12 protein-coding genes are annotated in these 15,922 nt (G+C 71.7%); 6 read left to right on the top strand and 6 right to left on the bottom strand.

Annotation, left to right across the window (positions count from 1 at the left end; translation table 11 throughout):
* The first annotated feature begins 53 nt into the window (after positions 1-53).
* Both AB0M82_RS28995 and AB0M82_RS28990 read left to right on the top strand, forming a co-directional pair.
* Positions 54-1,019 carry an ABC transporter substrate-binding protein gene (locus tag AB0M82_RS28995; RefSeq protein ID WP_364728265.1) on the top strand — a complete coding sequence of 322 codons (966 nt, stop codon included), beginning with the start codon at positions 54-56 and terminating at the stop codon, positions 1,017-1,019.
* 55 nt (positions 1,020-1,074) lie between these two features.
* On the top strand, positions 1,075-2,466 hold the full coding sequence (locus AB0M82_RS28990) for an FAD-dependent monooxygenase (protein ID WP_364728262.1): 1,392 nt from the start codon (positions 1,075-1,077) through the stop codon (positions 2,464-2,466).
* On the opposite strand, the gene AB0M82_RS28985 is transcribed toward AB0M82_RS28990, so the two are convergent.
* Positions 2,463-3,080 carry a hypothetical protein gene (locus AB0M82_RS28985; protein WP_364728259.1) on the bottom strand — a complete coding sequence of 206 codons (618 nt, stop codon included), beginning with the start codon at positions 3,078-3,080 and terminating at the stop codon, positions 2,463-2,465. The two genes, AB0M82_RS28990 and AB0M82_RS28985, sit on opposite strands and share 4 nt — an antisense overlap.
* Before the next feature lie 88 nt (positions 3,081-3,168).
* Between AB0M82_RS28985 and AB0M82_RS28980 the strand changes: the two genes are divergently transcribed.
* The gene (locus tag AB0M82_RS28980; protein ID WP_364728256.1) at positions 3,169-4,815 is read left to right on the top strand and encodes a DNA repair helicase XPB; all 1,647 of its coding nucleotides are present in this window, start codon (positions 3,169-3,171) and stop codon (positions 4,813-4,815) included.
* 1 nt (position 4,816) lies between these two features.
* On the opposite strand, the gene AB0M82_RS28975 is transcribed toward AB0M82_RS28980, so the two are convergent.
* Together AB0M82_RS28975 and AB0M82_RS28970 are read right to left on the bottom strand one after the other, a co-directional pair.
* The gene (locus AB0M82_RS28975; RefSeq protein ID WP_364728253.1) at positions 4,817-5,461 is read right to left on the bottom strand and encodes a response regulator transcription factor; all 645 of its coding nucleotides are present in this window, start codon (positions 5,459-5,461) and stop codon (positions 4,817-4,819) included.
* On the bottom strand, positions 5,452-6,567 hold the full coding sequence (locus AB0M82_RS28970) for a histidine kinase (protein ID WP_364728250.1): 1,116 nt from the start codon (positions 6,565-6,567) through the stop codon (positions 5,452-5,454). The genes AB0M82_RS28975 and AB0M82_RS28970 overlap by 10 nt, the downstream gene beginning before the upstream one ends.
* A 107-nt stretch (positions 6,568-6,674) precedes the next feature.
* Here AB0M82_RS28970 and AB0M82_RS28965 point away from each other — a divergent pair, with 107 nt between their 5' ends.
* Complete coding sequence (locus AB0M82_RS28965) at positions 6,675-7,340, top strand: DedA family protein (protein ID WP_364728248.1); 666 nt, start codon at positions 6,675-6,677, stop codon at positions 7,338-7,340.
* 109 nt (positions 7,341-7,449) lie between these two features.
* Here AB0M82_RS28965 and AB0M82_RS28960 read toward each other — a convergent pair whose 3' ends face one another.
* The 3 genes from AB0M82_RS28960 to AB0M82_RS28950 all read right to left on the bottom strand — a co-directional run bounded on the left by AB0M82_RS28960 (position 7,450) and on the right by AB0M82_RS28950 (position 13,521).
* On the bottom strand, positions 7,450-8,832 hold the full coding sequence (locus AB0M82_RS28960) for a CHAP domain-containing protein (RefSeq protein ID WP_364728245.1): 1,383 nt from the start codon (positions 8,830-8,832) through the stop codon (positions 7,450-7,452).
* 27 nt (positions 8,833-8,859) lie between these two features.
* Complete coding sequence (locus tag AB0M82_RS28955) at positions 8,860-10,302, bottom strand: glycoside hydrolase family 19 protein (RefSeq protein WP_364728243.1); 1,443 nt, start codon at positions 10,300-10,302, stop codon at positions 8,860-8,862.
* A 168-nt stretch (positions 10,303-10,470) separates the two neighbouring features.
* Positions 10,471-13,521: a BTAD domain-containing putative transcriptional regulator gene (locus AB0M82_RS28950; protein WP_364728240.1), complete on the bottom strand. Its 3,051-nt coding sequence runs from the start codon at positions 13,519-13,521 to the stop codon at positions 10,471-10,473.
* Positions 13,522-13,826: 305 nt separating this feature from the next.
* On the opposite strand from AB0M82_RS28950, the gene AB0M82_RS28945 reads away from it, so the two are divergent.
* Together AB0M82_RS28945 and AB0M82_RS28940 are read left to right on the top strand one after the other, a co-directional pair.
* Positions 13,827-14,588 (top strand): DUF4253 domain-containing protein, encoded by a 762-nt coding sequence (locus tag AB0M82_RS28945; RefSeq protein WP_364728238.1) that lies wholly within the window; start codon positions 13,827-13,829, stop codon positions 14,586-14,588.
* A 280-nt stretch (positions 14,589-14,868) separates the two neighbouring features.
* Positions 14,869-15,714: a DUF72 domain-containing protein gene (locus AB0M82_RS28940; RefSeq protein ID WP_364728236.1), complete on the top strand. Its 846-nt coding sequence runs from the start codon at positions 14,869-14,871 to the stop codon at positions 15,712-15,714.
* The last annotated feature ends 208 nt before the right edge of the window (positions 15,715-15,922 follow it).

The following is a 15,922-nucleotide window of genomic DNA, read 5'->3' as shown; positions in this document are numbered from 1 at the left end:
GCGGACCATACGATCCAGCACGAGAACCAGATTCTCGCGGTAGGTGAAGGTTCATGATCAGACGCGGATGGCTGATTCCGCTGGTAGCGGCGCTTCTGGCGATCGCGGGGTGCGGCGTGTTCTCTTCCGGCGCCACTACGGCTCCACCGCCATTGGAACGGACCACTCTGCGCGTCGGCGTGGGCAACCCCATCGACACGGCCCCGCTGCGCATCGCCGTCGCGGCCGGGAAGTTCGGTTCCGCCGGACTGAAAGTGCAGCTCATCGAGCTGGGCGCCGAGGACGGGCTCGCGAAACTGGCCGCCGGCGACCTCGACGTCACCTTCGCCTCCGACATCGCGATGTTCCGCGCCGCGGCCGGCGGGGCAGCCCTGCAACTGCAGGGCGAGGCCTACACGTCCGGGCCCAACACGATGGCCCTCGTCACGCTGCCCGGCTCCACCTACACCGTGCCGACGGGGAAGAAGTCCCCCGAAATCGCGGTGAACATGCTCGACGACCTCGGCGCGCTCGTCGCGCGTTCGGTGCTGGGCACCGCGGGCGTCGACGAGGCGAAGATCAAGTTCCGGCAGGTGCCGTTCGACCGGATGCCGCAGGCCCTCCAGGCGGACGACGCGGACGCGGCGCTGATGATCGAGCCGTACATCACCCGCGCCGAGAAGGACCTCGGCGCGCACATCCTGGCCGACGGCGCCCGCGGCTCGACGCTCGGCTTCCCGCTGTCCGGCTACGCGTCGGCCAAGCCGTTCGCGCAGGCCAACCCACGGACCCTCGGGGCGTTCCGCACGGCACTGGGCGCGGCCCAGCAGAGCGCGACCGACCCGGCGATCGTGCGCGACGCGTTGCCGAAGTTCTCCGACATCGACACGACCACGGCCGCGCTGATCTCACTCGGCTCGTACCCGGCGTCACTCAACGGCATCCGCCTGCAGCGCGTTGCCGACCTGATGCACAACTCGGGGTTGCTGGCCGGCCGCCTCGACGTCCAGGCCCTGCTGCCCGCCCAGAACGCTTATTAGCTTTCCAACAAACTGCACTTGGTCTACTTTCGCACTCAGTCTACTTGAGGAGTGCGTGTTGACCGACGTCCTGATCGCCGGAGCCGGCCCGACCGGCCTGCTGCTCGCCGCCGAACTCGCCCTGGCCGGTGTCGAGGTGACTGTGCTGGAACGCCGTGACGGCCCCAGCCTGCCGAGGCCGGTCGGGCTCCAGCCCCGCACCGCCGAACTCCTCGACCTCCGCGGCCTCGACCCCGCCGCCGCGGAGGTCGACGGCCCGAGCGGGCACTTCGCCGGGCTGCCGGTGCCGCTGGACCACAGCGTCTGGCGGACCCGCCACCCGCGCGTCGTCAACCGCACCCAGGACGACGTCGAGGCGATGCTGGCCGAACACGCGGTGAAGCACGGTGCGGTGGTCGACCGCGGCGTCGAGGTGACTGCCGTCGAAGCGGACGCGGAGGGCGTCACCGTGGACGGGCGACGGGCGCGCTGGCTGGTGGCCTGCGACGGGGCGCACAGCACCGTCCGGGGGCTGCTCGGGGTGCCGTTCCCCGGCCGCACCGAAACCTACGTCGCCACGCTCGCGCACATCCGGCTCGCCGCCGCCTCCGCGCTCGTCCCGGCCCGCGCCGCGCACTTCAGCGAGGTCACCCGCCAGGCGAACGGCTACTGGTCGATGCTCACCCCGCTCGGCGACGGCGCCCACCGGTTCGTCTTCGGCTCCGCGACGACGACGCAGCCCGGTCGCGACGCGCCGGTGTCGGACACCGAAGTGACCGAAGCGCTGACGGCCCTGTACGGCGCCGAGACACGCCTGGGCGAGGTATACGGCGCTTCGCGGTTCAACGACGCGACGCGGCAGCTGGAGCAGTACCGGCACGGCCGGGTCCTGTTCGCCGGCGACGCCGCGCACATCCACCCGCCGCTCGGCGGGCAGGGGCTCAACCTGGGCGTCCAGGACGCGATGAACCTCGGCTGGAAGCTGGCCGCGACCGTCCACGGCACGGCGCCGTCCGGGCTCCTGGACACCTACCACGCCGAACGGCACCCGGCCGCCGAGCGCGTCCTCCGGCACACGGCGGCGCAGCGCGTGTTCACGGCGCCGGGCCGCGGCGAGAACGTCGAGGCGCTGCGCGAGATCGTCGTCGACCTGATGCGGCTGCCGGACGGCAACCGCTACTTCAGCGGGCTGCTGTCCGGCCTCGGCCTGAGCTACCCCGGCGCGCACCGCGTCCCCGACCTCGACCTGACCACGGCGGACGGCCCGACGCGGCTGTCGGCGTTGCTGCACAGTGGCCGCGGACTGCTCCTCGACCTCGGCGACCACTCGCTGCCGGCCGGCTTCACCGGGCAGGTCGGCTTCGTGCGCGCGGCCACCGCCGACGCCGAGTACCGCGGCCGGCTCCTGCTCGTCCGGCCGGACGGCTACGCCACCGACCCCGCGGACCTGACCAGGTGGTTCGGCTAGATGTTCTCGCCGGCCTTGCTCAGGCACACCGTGCGGGCCGGCGGGCCGGCGTAGCTGAGCACCTTGTCGGCGCCCTCGCACTCGTCGTCGCGGCCGTAGCCGGAAAGGATCTGGACGCGCTCCTCCGCCACCGGGTCGCCACAGGACACCTTGCCGACCGTGCTCTCGTCGTCGGCGCCGCGCAGGCAGTCGCCGGTCTTGACGTTCAGCGCCAGGCAGAGCGTCTGACCGGTGCCGGCGCCGAGCCGGAACCGCACGTAGTCGCCGGAGGCGCACGCGATGGCCCCGCGATAGTTGTTCTCGACCTTGTACGTCGCGCGGTTCGAGCGGCAGCTGACGCCGTGGTAAGCGAGCTTGTCGGCGCCCTCCCGGGTCAGGTACAGGCAATCGCCGTTCGACGGCGTGCCGTAGCTGTCGAGCCGGCTGATGCCCAGCGCGGCCAGCGAGCCCAGGCCCAGCGCGGCGACGACGCAGGCGACGAGCGTGATCCGCACCTTCATGGTGAACCAGTGCGGAATCGGCGCCCGGGTGCCCGGTATCGGCGGCATCGGGGCCGGCGCCGTCGCGTAGCCGGGCGTCCGGAACGGGTTGTCGTCGGACGGTGGTGTGGTCAACGTGCCCTCCAGTGATCCCCTCGGCAGATCGTCCCACCGGCGACCCGCGACGAGAGCGGGTCGGAGCGAGGCACGTATAACAGTAGTTGTGACTGATGGCCCGCTGATCGTCCAGTCCGACAAGACCGTGCTCCTGGAGGTCGACCACCCCCAGGCCAACGACGCGCGGATGGCCATCGCGCCGTTCGCCGAGCTGGAACGGGCGCCGGAGCACGTGCACACCTACCGGATCACGCCGCTGGCGTTGTGGAACGCGCGCGCCGCGGGCCACGACGCCGAACAGGTCGTCGACGCGCTGACGACGTATTCGCGCTTCCCGGTGCCGCAGCCGCTGCTGATCGACGTCGTCGACGTGATGGGCCGGTTCGGCAGGCTGCAGATCGCCAACCACCCGGCGCACGGCCTGGTCATGTCGACCACTGACCGCGCGGTGCTGACCGAGGTCGCCCGGAACAAGAAGATCAGCCCGATGCTCGGCGCCCGGATCGACGAGGACACCATCCTCGTGCACCCGTCCGAGCGCGGACGGCTGAAGCAGGCGCTGCTGAAGGTCGGCTGGCCCGCCGAGGACCTCGCCGGGTACGTCGACGGCGAGGCGCACGCGATCGCCCTCGACGAGACGGACTGGGTGCTCCGCGACTACCAGCGGCAGGCCGCGGAGGCGTTCTGGGCGGGCGGCTCCGGCGTCGTCGTGCTGCCGTGCGGCGCGGGGAAGACGCTGGTCGGCGCGGCGGCCATGGCGAAGGCGCAGGCCACGACGCTGATCCTGGTGACGAACACGGTCGCCGGGCGGCAGTGGAAGCGCGAGCTGATCGCGCGGACGTCGCTGACCGAGGAGGAGATCGGCGAGTACTCCGGGGAGAAGAAGGAGATCCGGCCGGTCACGATCGCCACGTACCAGGTGATCACCCGCAAGACCAAGGGTGAGTACCGGCACCTGGAGCTGTTCGACTCGCGGGACTGGGGCCTGGTCGTCTACGACGAGGTGCATCTGCTGCCGGCGCCGGTGTTCCGGATGACGGCGGACCTGCAGTCCCGCCGCCGGCTCGGCCTCACCGCGACGCTGGTGCGCGAGGACGGCCGCGAAGGCGACGTCTTCTCGCTCATCGGCCCGAAGCGCTACGACGTGCCCTGGCGCGACATCGAGGCGCAGGGCTGGATCGCGCCGGCGGAGTGCACCGAGGTCCGCGTGACGCTGACCGACGCGGAACGGCTGGACTACGCCACGGCCGAGGCCGAGGAGCGGTACAAGCTGGCGGCGACGGCGCTGACGAAGACCCCGGTGATCAAGTCCATCGTGGCGAAGCACGCCGGGGAGCCGACGCTGGTCATCGGCGCGTACCTCGACCAGCTGGAGATGCTCGGCGACGAGCTCGACGCGCCGGTGATCCAGGGTTCCACCCGCAACAAGGAGCGCGAGGAGCTGTTCGACAAGTTCCGCCGCGGCGAGATCCGGACGCTGGTGGTGTCGAAGGTCGCGAACTTCTCGATCGACCTGCCCGAGGCATCGGTGGCGATCCAGATCTCGGGCACGTTCGGCTCGCGGCAGGAGGAGGCGCAGCGCCTGGGCCGGCTCCTGCGCCCCAAGGGCGACGGGCGGCAGGCGCACTTCTACTCGATCGTCTCGCGCGACACGGTGGACACGGAGTACGCGGCGCACCGGCAGCGGTTCCTCGCCGAGCAGGGCTACGCGTACCACATCGTCGACGCGGACGACCTGCTGCGGCCGCTGTGAGTCACGACCCGAGGTAGCGCAGAACGGCCAGCACCCGGCGGCTGTACCCGGCCGCCTGGGGGAGGTCGAGCTTGTCGAAAATCGCGTTCGCGTGCTTTTCCACGCCGCTCTGCGAGACGAACAGCAGCTTCGCGATGCTCGCGTTCGTGTGGCCCTGCGCCATCTTCTCCAGGACGTCGCGCTCGCGCTGGGTCAGCCGGCCCAGGGCGTCCTCGTGGGAGGTGCGGGCGACCAGCCGCCGGACGACCTCCGGGTCGAACGCCGCCCCGCCCGCACCGACCCGCTCGAGGGCGTCGAGGAATTCGCCGACCTGGGCCACGCGGTCCTTGAGCAGGTAGCCGACCCGGCTGCCGTCGCCGCTGATCAGCTTGGCGGCGTAGCGCTTCTCGACGTATTGGGAGAGAACGAGCACCCCGGTCTCCGGCCACCTTGCCCGGATCTCGAGGGCGGCGCGCAGCCCTTCGTCGGTGTGGTCCGGCGGCATCCGCACGTCGGTGACGACGACGTCGGGGCGGTGGGTCTCGACCACCTCGAGGAGCGCTTCGCCGTCACCGACCGCGGCGACGACGTCGTGGCCCTCTTCGGCCAGCAGCCGCACCAGTCCTTCGCGCAGCAGCGTCGAGTCCTCGGCCAGGATCACCCGCACGGGAGCACCGCCCGCACCACCGTGTGCCGACCCGCCGGACTGTCCACAGTGAACTCCCCGTCCGCGGCCGCCACGCGCCGCACCAGGCCGGTGAGCCCGCCTGTTCCGCCGACTCGGGCGCCGCCGCGGCCGTCGTCGGTGATCTCCACGACGATCTTCCGGTCGGCGAGGTGGACGTCGATCGTGATCCGCGCCGCGCCGGAGTGCTTGGCCGCGTTGGTGACCGACTCCGAGGCCACGAAGTACACGACGGTCGCGAGCGCGGTGGGCGGTGGTTCAGCGAGCGCGTACCGCACCGAGACCGGGATCGTCGCCCGCTCGGCGAGCGACTCGAGCGCGGCTTCGAGACCGCTTTCGTCGAGCGCGATCGGGTACACCCGCCAGGAGACTTCCCGCAGCTCGCGCAGTGCTTCCTGGGTTTCTTCGTGCGCCTGCCGGACCAGATCGGCGTCACCCGTGCGCCGGGCCCGGCCGAGCAGCACGCCCAGGGCGACCAGCCGCTGCTGCACGCCGTCGTGCAGATCGCGTTCGATGCGGCGGCGTTCGCCGTTCACCGCTTCGACGACCTCCGCGCGGCTGGTGGCGAGGTAGGACATCCGGCGCAGCAGCAGCTGCCGGTGGCTCGGGCCGAGGAACCGCCGGGCCAGCCGCCGGTCCAGCGCGGCGACGCCGGCGATCCCCTGCCAGCAGAGGAACACCGCGATCGTCGCGAGCACGGCGATCAGCAGCCAGTCGGCCGCGGTACCGGCGCCCTGCCCGCCGGGCGCGCGCCCGGTGACCAGCTGCCGGGCATAGAAGACCGCCGCGACCACTCCGGTTCCGACGCACGCCCAGACACCCAGTCCGAGCAGACCGACGAGCACGCGTGGAACGAGGTACTGCAGGGCCCGGCGGCCGTCGTAGTCGTCTTCGTTGTAGTTGTCAAAGAACACCAGCAGCCGGGCGCGTTCGACGTCGGCGAGCCGGCGGGCGCCGCGCTGGACGGCCTTCCGGGTCGCGGGCACGGCGAGCAGGGGCGCGCCCAGGAGCAGGTACAGCACCTCGGCGAGCGCGGTGAGCGCGCCGAGGCCGACACCCGCCGTCGTGCGTGCGGCCCATGTGATCACGACCTCAGGCTAGCCAGCCCGGGCGCGGTGCGTACTGCGGTTTTCCGCAGTTTTTCGGGTGGCGCTCAGCAATGTGCCCGACCTCGGGAATTCGTACGTTCGAGGGCATGGACCTCCTGCAGACCACCACCACCTCCGCCGAACCGATGACCGGCCTCGCCGGCTGGGCCGTCGGGCTCATCGACTCGCTCGGCGGGCCCGGCGCCGCGATCATCGTCGGCCTCGACAACCTCTTCCCGCCGATCCCCAGCGAGCTCGTGCTGCCACTCGCCGGGTTCTCCGCCAGCCGGGGCGCGTTCACCCTGCTCGGCGCCCTGTTCTGGACCACGCTGGGCTCGCTGGCCGGCGCGGTGATCGTCTACTGGATCGGTGCGCTGCTCGGCCGCGACCGCACCCGTGCCCTGGTGAGCCGCATCCCGCTGATGGAGGTCCGCGACTTCGACCGGACCGAAGCGTGGTTCGCCCGGCACGGCGGCAAGGCCGTGTTCCTCGGGCGGATGGTGCCGATCTTCCGCAGCCTGATTTCCCTGCCCGCCGGCGTGGAGCGCATGCCGTTCGGCCGGTTCCTGCTGCTGACCACGGCGGGCAGCCTGCTGTGGAACACGGCGTTCGTCGTGGCCGGCTACCTGCTCGGCGAGAGCTGGTCGCTCGTCGACCGCTACGCGTCGGTGTTCCAGTACGCCGTGCTGGCCGCGGTGGCGGTGGCGATCGGGCTGTTCGTCGTGGTCCGGTTGCGCCGTCGCCGGCTCACCCAGGCGCCCGGCGAACGCTGACCGCGACCGCCCCGCTCCACAACGACGGGTGGGGCCGCGCCCCCTCGGCGCGGCCCCACTCCGGCGGTCAGTAGCCGGCGATCAGTAGCCGGCGATCAGTAGCCGGCGATCAGTAGCTGGTCAGCTGGAAGTCGCCGACCGCGCCCGTCTGCTCGACCCAGGCGCCGTACGGGCCACCGTCCTTGACCGTCAGCGAACCGTCCGCGCGCAGGACGCCGACCCGGCCCGCCGGGGCATCGACCTCGATCTTCGCCGCGTTGGAGAGCTGGTTGATCCAACCCGCGTACAGGTTGCCCTGCTTGACCGAGGCCAAGCCGTTGGTGAAGACGACACCGAGGTAGTCCCCGGACAGGTCGACCTGCTTCACCCCCGACGTCTGCTCGACCCAGGCGCCGTAGAGGCCGCCCTCCTTGACCGTCAGCGAACCGTCGGTGCGCACGACCGCGAGGCGGCCGGTGCTCGCGTCCAGCTCGACGTCGGCCGCGGCACCCAGCTCGGTGACCCAGCTCGCGTACAGGTTGCCCTGCTTGGCGTACACCGCACCGTTGTTGTCGACGACGGCGATGTAGTCGCCCGAGAGCTCGACCTCCTTGGCGTTGCTGGTCTCCTCGACCCAGCCACCCTGCAGGCCGCCTTCCTTGACCGCGACCGTGCCGTCGGTGCGCAGGACCGCGATGCGTCCGGTCGACGACTCGAGCGCGAAGTCCTTCACGCTGCCCGCCTGGTGGAACCACTGCTGGTACAGGTTGCCCTGCTTGACGTACAGGTCCCCGGCGCCGGTCAGCACGCCCACCATGTCACCGTGCACTTCGGACTTGACGATGCCGCCGCCGTGCACGGAAGTCCAGCCCGCGTAGAGGTTGCCTTCCTTCACCTGTACCGAGCTGTCCTGGAACAGCACGCCCAGCCGCGGCGTGGCGGGCTTCGCCGGGTCGGTCAGGCCGACCGGGCTGACGAACGCCGAGATCCGCTGGCCGGCGATGTACTGGCCGACCCGGCCGGGCCCGGAGCCGTACTGGACGCTGGTGGTGCCGGGGCCGCCGCTGCCCCAGTTGCCGTTGATCGTGCGGATGGTGCCGTCGGCGTTCACCGTGTCGACCATCCCGACGTGCTCGGCGTAGCCGTTGCCCTGGTACTCGAAGACGACCGCGTCGCCCACCTGCGGGACGTAGCCGGCGTCGGTGTGCAGCGTGCCCTTCTGCTGGCCGTACAGGTAGAAGCTGCCCGCCGCGGCGGTCAGCCGGTCGACGTTGAGATTCCGGTTGCCCCACACCCATCTGACGAAGTCGGCGCACCACGCCCACTGCATCCGGCAGCTGTCCATGAACCCGACGCCGCCGAGGCTGTTCGTGCTGCAGGTCTGCTTGTTCAGGTTCGCGGCGGCGAGGTCGCGGACGTCGGTCCGCGTGTCCGCGCTCGCCGGGACGGCGCCCAGCAGGGCGAGGACGGCGGCGGCGAGGACGGTCGTGGTGGCGCGTTTGAAGAGCGACATGACAATCTCCTTCGGACGAGGCAGGGGTCAGCGGGTGCAGTTGATGGCGCTGTCGCCGACGGGCAGCGAGCCGCCGTTGAAGTAGGCGAGGGCCTTCTTGTAGTCCGCGCACCGGTTGAGCGACTCGGTCGGGTCGAGGGCGTAGGAGTAGCCGATCGCGCGGCCCACCGCGCCCATGTCGTAGTTGTCCGCGGCCGCGTTGATGTTGCGGGAAGTCCAGTACCAGCGGGCGATCTTGGCGCTCCAGTCGAGCGTGGCGGCGGCGTCCGGGTGGCCGAGGAAGTCGTAACCGAGCGCGTTGCCGGCGGACCGGTAGTTGAAGTCACCGGTCAGCTGGATGAACCCGCGACCGCGGTACAGCTCGGAGTTGCCCGCTTCGCCCGCGTTGTAGCGGAACCCGCTCTCGTGCTTGAGCGTGGCGAGCAGCGCGGCCTTGCGGCTCGCCGTGGTGATGCCCCCGGCCGTCATCTCGGCGTTCAGGCCCGGCAGGCCGGCCGCGACGGTGTCGGTGGCGTAGGTGGAGCCGTAGATGGCGGTGATGTCGGCCAGCGAGACCTGGCCGCTCGTCGAAGGGGTGCCGGCGGCGGCGAGGCGCAGCTGCTGGATCCCGTTGATCTGTTCGACCCACGTCCCGTAGAGCCCGCCGTCCTTGACGGTGACGCTGCCGTCGGTGCGCAGCACGCCGATGCGGTCACCGGCGATCTGCAGGTCGGCGGCGTTGGCGAGCTGGTTCACCCACGACGCGTAGAGGTTGCCCTCCTTGACGGTGGCCAGCCCGTTGTCGAGCACGACACCGATGCGGCTGCCGGAGAGCTTCAGCTGCTTGACGCCGGAGACCTCCTCGACCCAGTTGGACCACAGGTTCGACTCCTTGACCGCCACGGTTCCGTCGGTGCGCAGGACACCGACCCGGTCGGCGGAGAGCTCGAGGTCGGCGACCGCCCCCATCTGGTCCACCCACGGCGCGTAGAGGTCACCCTCCTTGACGGTGGCCAGGCCGTTGTCGAACACCACGCCGACCCGGTTCGGGGTCAGTTCCAGGTCCTTGACGCCGCTGGTCTCCTCGACCCAGCCCGCGTTCAGCGCGCCGTCCTTGACCGCGGCCGTGGTGTCGTTGCGCACCACGCCGATCCGGTTGCCCGCGAGCCGGAAGTCGCGGACGTTGCCCGCTTCTTCGACCCAGTTCGTCCACAGGTTGCCTTCCTTGACCAAAAGCCGCGAGTCCGCGGTCAGCACGCCGATCCGGTCGCCCGCGATCTCGAACTTCTTCACCCCGGTGACTTCTTCGACCCAGGAGTCGTAGAGGTTGCCTTCCTTCACGAGCAGCTTGCCGCCGGCCAGCACACCGACGCGGTTGGCCCCCGTCGGCAACTCCCCGGCCGACGCGGTCGCCTGGAGGCCACCGAAGGCGATGCCCGCGACGAGGGCCGCGGTGGCGGCCCGGCCGAGCGTCTTCTTGAGCGTGGACATGATTGATCCCTTCTTCACACGGGAAGATCCGCGACGTCCCCAGTGCGGTGTGGTCACCGCCCCCTGTTCCTCCTGGGGACGGGGAGAAGCTTCTCCCGCGGTGATCAAAGAAACCTCAAACCCGTCATTTAGCCACCACAGGGCCGCTGACCAGGGAAAATGCCCGGATCAGCTGCTGACCGAGCGCGGACTCGCCGCCGGGTTTGAGACGCGGAGCACCGGACGCGGTTCCCGCGCTTCGCGGCTTCCGTGCAGCCGGAAGATGCCCATGGCCTCGGTCCACGCCGCTTCCGCGCCGGCCGTCTCGCCGAGCGCGTCGAGCGTCGTCGCGAGATCGCGCAGAGCACGCGCCCGCCACACCGGCAACATGAGCGCGTCCCACCATTGGACCGACCGCTCGAGGTAGGCGCGCGCGTCGAGGAACCTCCCGGCGGCGAGCTCCAGTTCGCCGAGGGTGCGCAGCATCAGTCCCTGGCCGAAGCCGTCCTGCATCCGGTGGCAGGTGGCGAGGCACGCGAGCATCTCGTCGCGCACCTCGTCGCCGCGGCCCTGGCGGATGCGGACCTTGGCGAGCGCCTGCACGGCGTACGCGGACATCAGCGGGTCGTCGACGCCGCGCAAGAGGTCCACCGCCTCCTGGCTGAGCCGGGCCGCCTCGCCGAGCCGTCCGGCGGCGCGGTGGACGAGGCTCACCGAGCGCAGGGCGACCGCGCGGCTGCCCGCGTCGCCCACCGTCGCGTACCCGGCCGCCGCGCGTTCGGCGACGGCCAGTGCCTCGTCCAGTTCGCCCTGTTCGGTGAGGACGTGGCCGAGTCCGTGCAGCGCCTGGACTTCCGCCTGCTTCTCACCCAGCTCCCGCAGCTCGGGCAGCGCGAGGTCGAGGGAGTGCCGCGCCTGGGCGAACTGGCCGTACTCGCACTGCACGATGCTGAGGTCGAGCCTGCTCATGGCCTGCCCGCGCCGGTCGCCGTCCAGCTCGTGGGCGGCGAGGGCCTGCTCGTGGTAGGCGATCGACTCGTCGAAGCGGTCCTGTTCGTAGCGCAGCCAGCCCAGCCCCGACAGCAGCCTCGCCTCGCCGGCGCGGTCACCGGTCCGGCGCGCGGCCGCGAGCGCCGCGTTGTGCGTGCGCCACCACTGGCCGAACAGGTTGCGCACGGCGAAGACCGACGAGCACAGGGCCGCGGCGAGCCGGGTGGCGACGTCGGTGAGGTCCAGTCCGCTGACGCGCTCGACCACACCGACGAGGCCGGTCTGCTCCGCGTCGAACCACGCCTCGGGATCGGTCAGGATCTCGTCGATCTGCGCCGGGGCCAGGTACCTGGCCAGCTGGCTCGTCCCGGCGGGAGCGTGCGGCGCGCGGCTGCCCGCGAGTTCGACCAGATCGAGCCAGCACTCGGCGGCGCGCGCGGTCACCGCCCTGATCTCGGCCGCGGTCTCCTCCGCCTCCCCGCGTTCGCGGGCGAAGGCCCGCGTCAGGTCGTGGATCTGGTAGCGCATCGCGCCGCCGTCGTCCACTGTGGACACGTCGAGCAGCTGGGCGTCGACGAGCCGCTCGACCACCTCCTCCGCCTGGTGGCCGTCGCAGTCGAGGAGAGGAGCCGCCACCCACGCGCCGAACGAGGAGACGTCGAGCAGGCCGAGCCTGCGCAACGCGGTGCGTTCCCGCTCGTCAAGGCCGTCGTAGCTGAGCGCGAGACTGCCACGCACCTCCAGGTCGCCGAGGGTGAGCTCCTGCAGGATCCGGTGCTGCACGCGAAGGCGTTCGGTGAGCCTGCCGACCTTCCACTGCGGCCGCGCGGCGAGCCGGGCGCCGGCGATGCGCACGGCGAGCGGCAGGTTGCCGCACAGGCGCACCAGCTCGCGGGCGGCTTCGGGGTGCTCCGCCACCCGGGTGCCGCCGACGACCCGGCTCAGCAGTTCCAGGGCTTCCGCCTCGTCCAGCACGGGCAGGGGCAGGTGGACGGCGCCGCCGAACGCGCCGAGGCGTTCCCGGCTGGTCACCAGCGCCGCGCAGGTGTGGCCGCCGGGCAGCAGCGGCCGGACCTGGCGTTCGTCGGACGCGTCGTCGAGCACCACGAGGATGCGCCGGTCGGCGAGCAGCGTGCGGTAGAGCTGGGCTCGTTCCTCCTGGCGAGCGGGGATGTCCTGGTCCGCCACGCCCAGCGCGCGCAGGAACCCCGCCAGCACTTCGGCCGGGTCGGCGCGGACGGCCTGCACCCCGCGCAACGAGGCGTAGAGCTGCCCGTCGGGGAAGTGTTCGCGCACGCGGTGCGCGACGTGCGCGGCGAACGTGCTCTTGCCCGAGCCGGGTTTGCCGTAGACGGCGCACAGCCGTGACCCGGTGACCTCTTCGGACAGTCGCCGGGTCAGCTCCGCGACTTCGCGCGCGCGGCCGGTGAAGTCGGCGATGTCGAAGGGGAGCTGGCTCGGCGCCGGGGCGTGCCGGCCCTCGGCCCGGCGCGGTGGGCCGGCCGGCGTTGCGTGCTCGTCACGCAGGACGCGTTCGTGGGCCGCGTGCAGCACCGGGCCGGGTTCCAGCCCCAGCTCGCCGAGCAGCGTCTTGCGGCCGTCCTGGTAGCAGGCGAGCGCGTCGGCCCGGCGGCCGCTCTGGTGCAGCGCCAGCATGAGCTGGGCGCGCAGCCGTTCCCGCAGGGGGTGCGCGGCGACGGCGGAGGTCAGTTCCGGGATCAGCGACTCGCCTTCGCCGGTCTCCAGCTCGACGTCGACGCGGTCCTCCAGCGCCGCGACCCGCAGTTCCTCCAGGCGGGCTCGTTCGTTCTCCGCCCACCTGCCCTGCGTGCCGCTCAGTGCGGTCCCCCGCCACGCCGCGAGGGCCTGCCGGATGAGGGCGATCGCGCGGCCGGGTTCCCCGGCCGCCCGCGCGCGACGGCCCGCCGACAGGTTCCGGGTGAAGACGTGCAGGTCGACCTGCTCGAGGTCGACGGCCAGCCGGTAGCCGCCCCCGCTGCGCGCGATCACGTCGGGGTCGCCGCCCTCCGCCAGCGCCCGCCGCAGGGTCGAGACGTAGGTGTAGACGGCGGCGCGAGCCTGATCCGGCGGCTCTTCGCCCCAGATCGTGTCGATCACCTGCTCGAGCGGCACCACGTGCCCGGCGTTCACGGCCAGCAGGGCGAGCAGCGTGCGCGGCTTCGGACCGCCGAGACCGATCGCCCGTCCGGCGACCGCCACCTCGACCTGGCCCAGCACGTGGAACTCCATGCCCCTCCGATGGCTCGTCTTGATCGTGTCGCCGGGTCCAGAGAGAGCCTGGCAACCGATCCCCGGCTAGGCAAGATCCACGCAGGTGACCGATCTGCCGGGTTCGTCTCGTGCCGGCCGGGCCACTCCTTCGGCGCAGTGGCGCGCCTCAGCAACATCTTGTGTCACACGCGCCCCAGCATCGCACTGACCTGCGAGTTTGCCGATTCACTCGAACGGATGAGCGGGCAAAACGCTGGAAATTGTCGGACCCTCGAACTACTGTTCGACATGCAGTAAGCGAACACTAGTTCGAGGGGATGTCCATGACGATCGCACCGCTCCGCCCCGGTATGCCCGCGCCGCCGGTCCAGACCCTGCCACCCGGGTCGTGGCACGGCCGGCTGTGGGTGTCCGACCTGCCGCTGACCCGGCCTGAGCGCTACCTCGGCTGCGTGGCCGAGTTCGAGCGGTCCGGGTTGTGGCCGGTGCTGATCCCGCATGACCAGCGCTTCGCCGCGAACGGCGAGGACTGGATCGACGACCGCGGCAGGCTCGCCCCGGCCGGCCACCGCGTCGCGACGGCCGACGCCGCGGGCGCGCTGGCCCGCTGGTGGGACGGCTCCTGCTGCGACGGCGCCTGCCTGCGGCCGTTCGGCGCGCGGTTCCCCGGGCTGGCCAAGCGGAGCCCACGCAAGTCCGACCCGCTGGCCGAAGCGGGCAACACGGGATCGATCCTGGCCACGCGCGCCCCGCACCGGCTCGGGCTGGTCCAGACCGAACGGCCGGCCGACATCCCGGCCCTGCTGGGCTGGACCGGGATGATCAAGTGCACCGACCAGGTGGCCGAGCTGTCGGCGGTGCTGCGCAGCTGGGAAGAGCGCTTCGGCGCGACGCTGGTGGTGCTGGGCTTCGACACGCTCGAGCTGTCGGTGGCGGCGCCACCACGCAACCAGGCCAGGGCGCTGACGGTCGCGGCGGAGCACCGGGCGTTCAGCCTGCCGACGTTCGCCGGGCAGCCGGGCAACCTGCGCGAGTACGCGTCCGGGCTGGTGCAGTCGCGGCACTGGCGGTTTTCCTGGGCATGAACACCACCACGCTCCGGACCGCCGCCGGACCATGCGACCTCGCGCACGGCTCCGGCCCACCCGGCGAATCCTTTGCGCGCCGTCCGGCCGGTTCTCGCCTCGCCGACCAACGGTGCTGGGTGGAGGTGGGCCTATGAGCAGACGGGACAAGGGACCGGTCAGACGACCGTCCGCAAAACTGGGTCGGCTGTCCCGGCCGGCGGTCCACCCGTCCGGACGGCGCCCGCGCGGGCGCGTTTGGCGGCCGCGGCGAGCGGGCATCACCCACCGCGGGAAGGCGGTGAGGGCGATCGCCGAGATCCGGATCGGCACTTCGGGGTGGCGCTATCCGCCGTGGCGCGGGGTGTTCTACCCGCCAGGGCTGGCGCAGCGACGGGAGCTCGAGTACCTGTCGCGGCGGATGAACGCGGTCGAAATCAACGGCTCGTTCTACTCGCTGCAGCGGCCGGAGCGGTACCGCGCGTGGTTCGACGAGACCCCGGCGGACTTCCTCTTCGCCGTCAAGGGCGGCCGGTTCATCACGCACATGAAGCAGCTGCGCGACGTCGAAACGGCGCTGGCGAACTTCTACGCCTCCGGCGTGCTCGCACTCGGCGCGAAGCTGGGGCCGTTCCTGTGGCAGCTGCCGCCGAGACTGGCGTTCGACCCGGACCGGCTCGCGAACTTCTTCGCCCTGCTGCCGCGGACCACGACGGACGCGGCGCAGCTGGCCACGAAGCACGACGACAAGCTGAAGGGAGCGCCGTACCTCGAAGCCGGTAGGCGAAGGCCGCTGCGGCACGCGCTGGAGGTCCGGCACCCGAGCTTCGCGGAGCCCGCGGCGAAGGAGCTGGTGCGGGAACACGGGATCGCCCTCGTGGTCGCCGACACCGCGGGCAAGTGGCCGTTCCTCGAAGACCAGACCGCGGACTTCGCCTACGTCCGGCTGCACGGCGACGAGGAACTGTACGTCAGCGGCTACTCGGACCGGGCGCTGCGCACGTGGGCGGACAAGATCCGGGCCTGGCACGACGGCGGACGGCGGGACGTGCACGTCTACTTCGACAACGACGTGAAGGTCGAAGCGCCCCGCAACGCCGAAGCCCTGGCCGATCTGCTCGGGGTGGCGCCGCCGACAAGGCAGTGACCGACAAGGCAGTGACCGACAAGGCAGTGAGCGGACAGTGAGCGCCGTCGGCTTGAGTGGACCCCGCGGGCGGACCGGCTTGCGTGCTGTCACTGGGGGTCGGCACGCGAACGGTCCCCCGCACGCACCCCGCCGCCGACGCCCGCGCCGCCGTGCCGATCCCGCGTGATGCCCCTCTGATCACGTGAGATACCCCGCCGATCACGGC

Source organism: Amycolatopsis sp. NPDC051128, assembly GCF_040682715.1.
Lineage (GTDB): Bacteria > Actinomycetota > Actinomycetes > Mycobacteriales > Pseudonocardiaceae > Amycolatopsis.
Note: the sequence above shows the minus strand (reverse complement) of the source record. Positions and strands in the feature narration are given on the sequence as shown.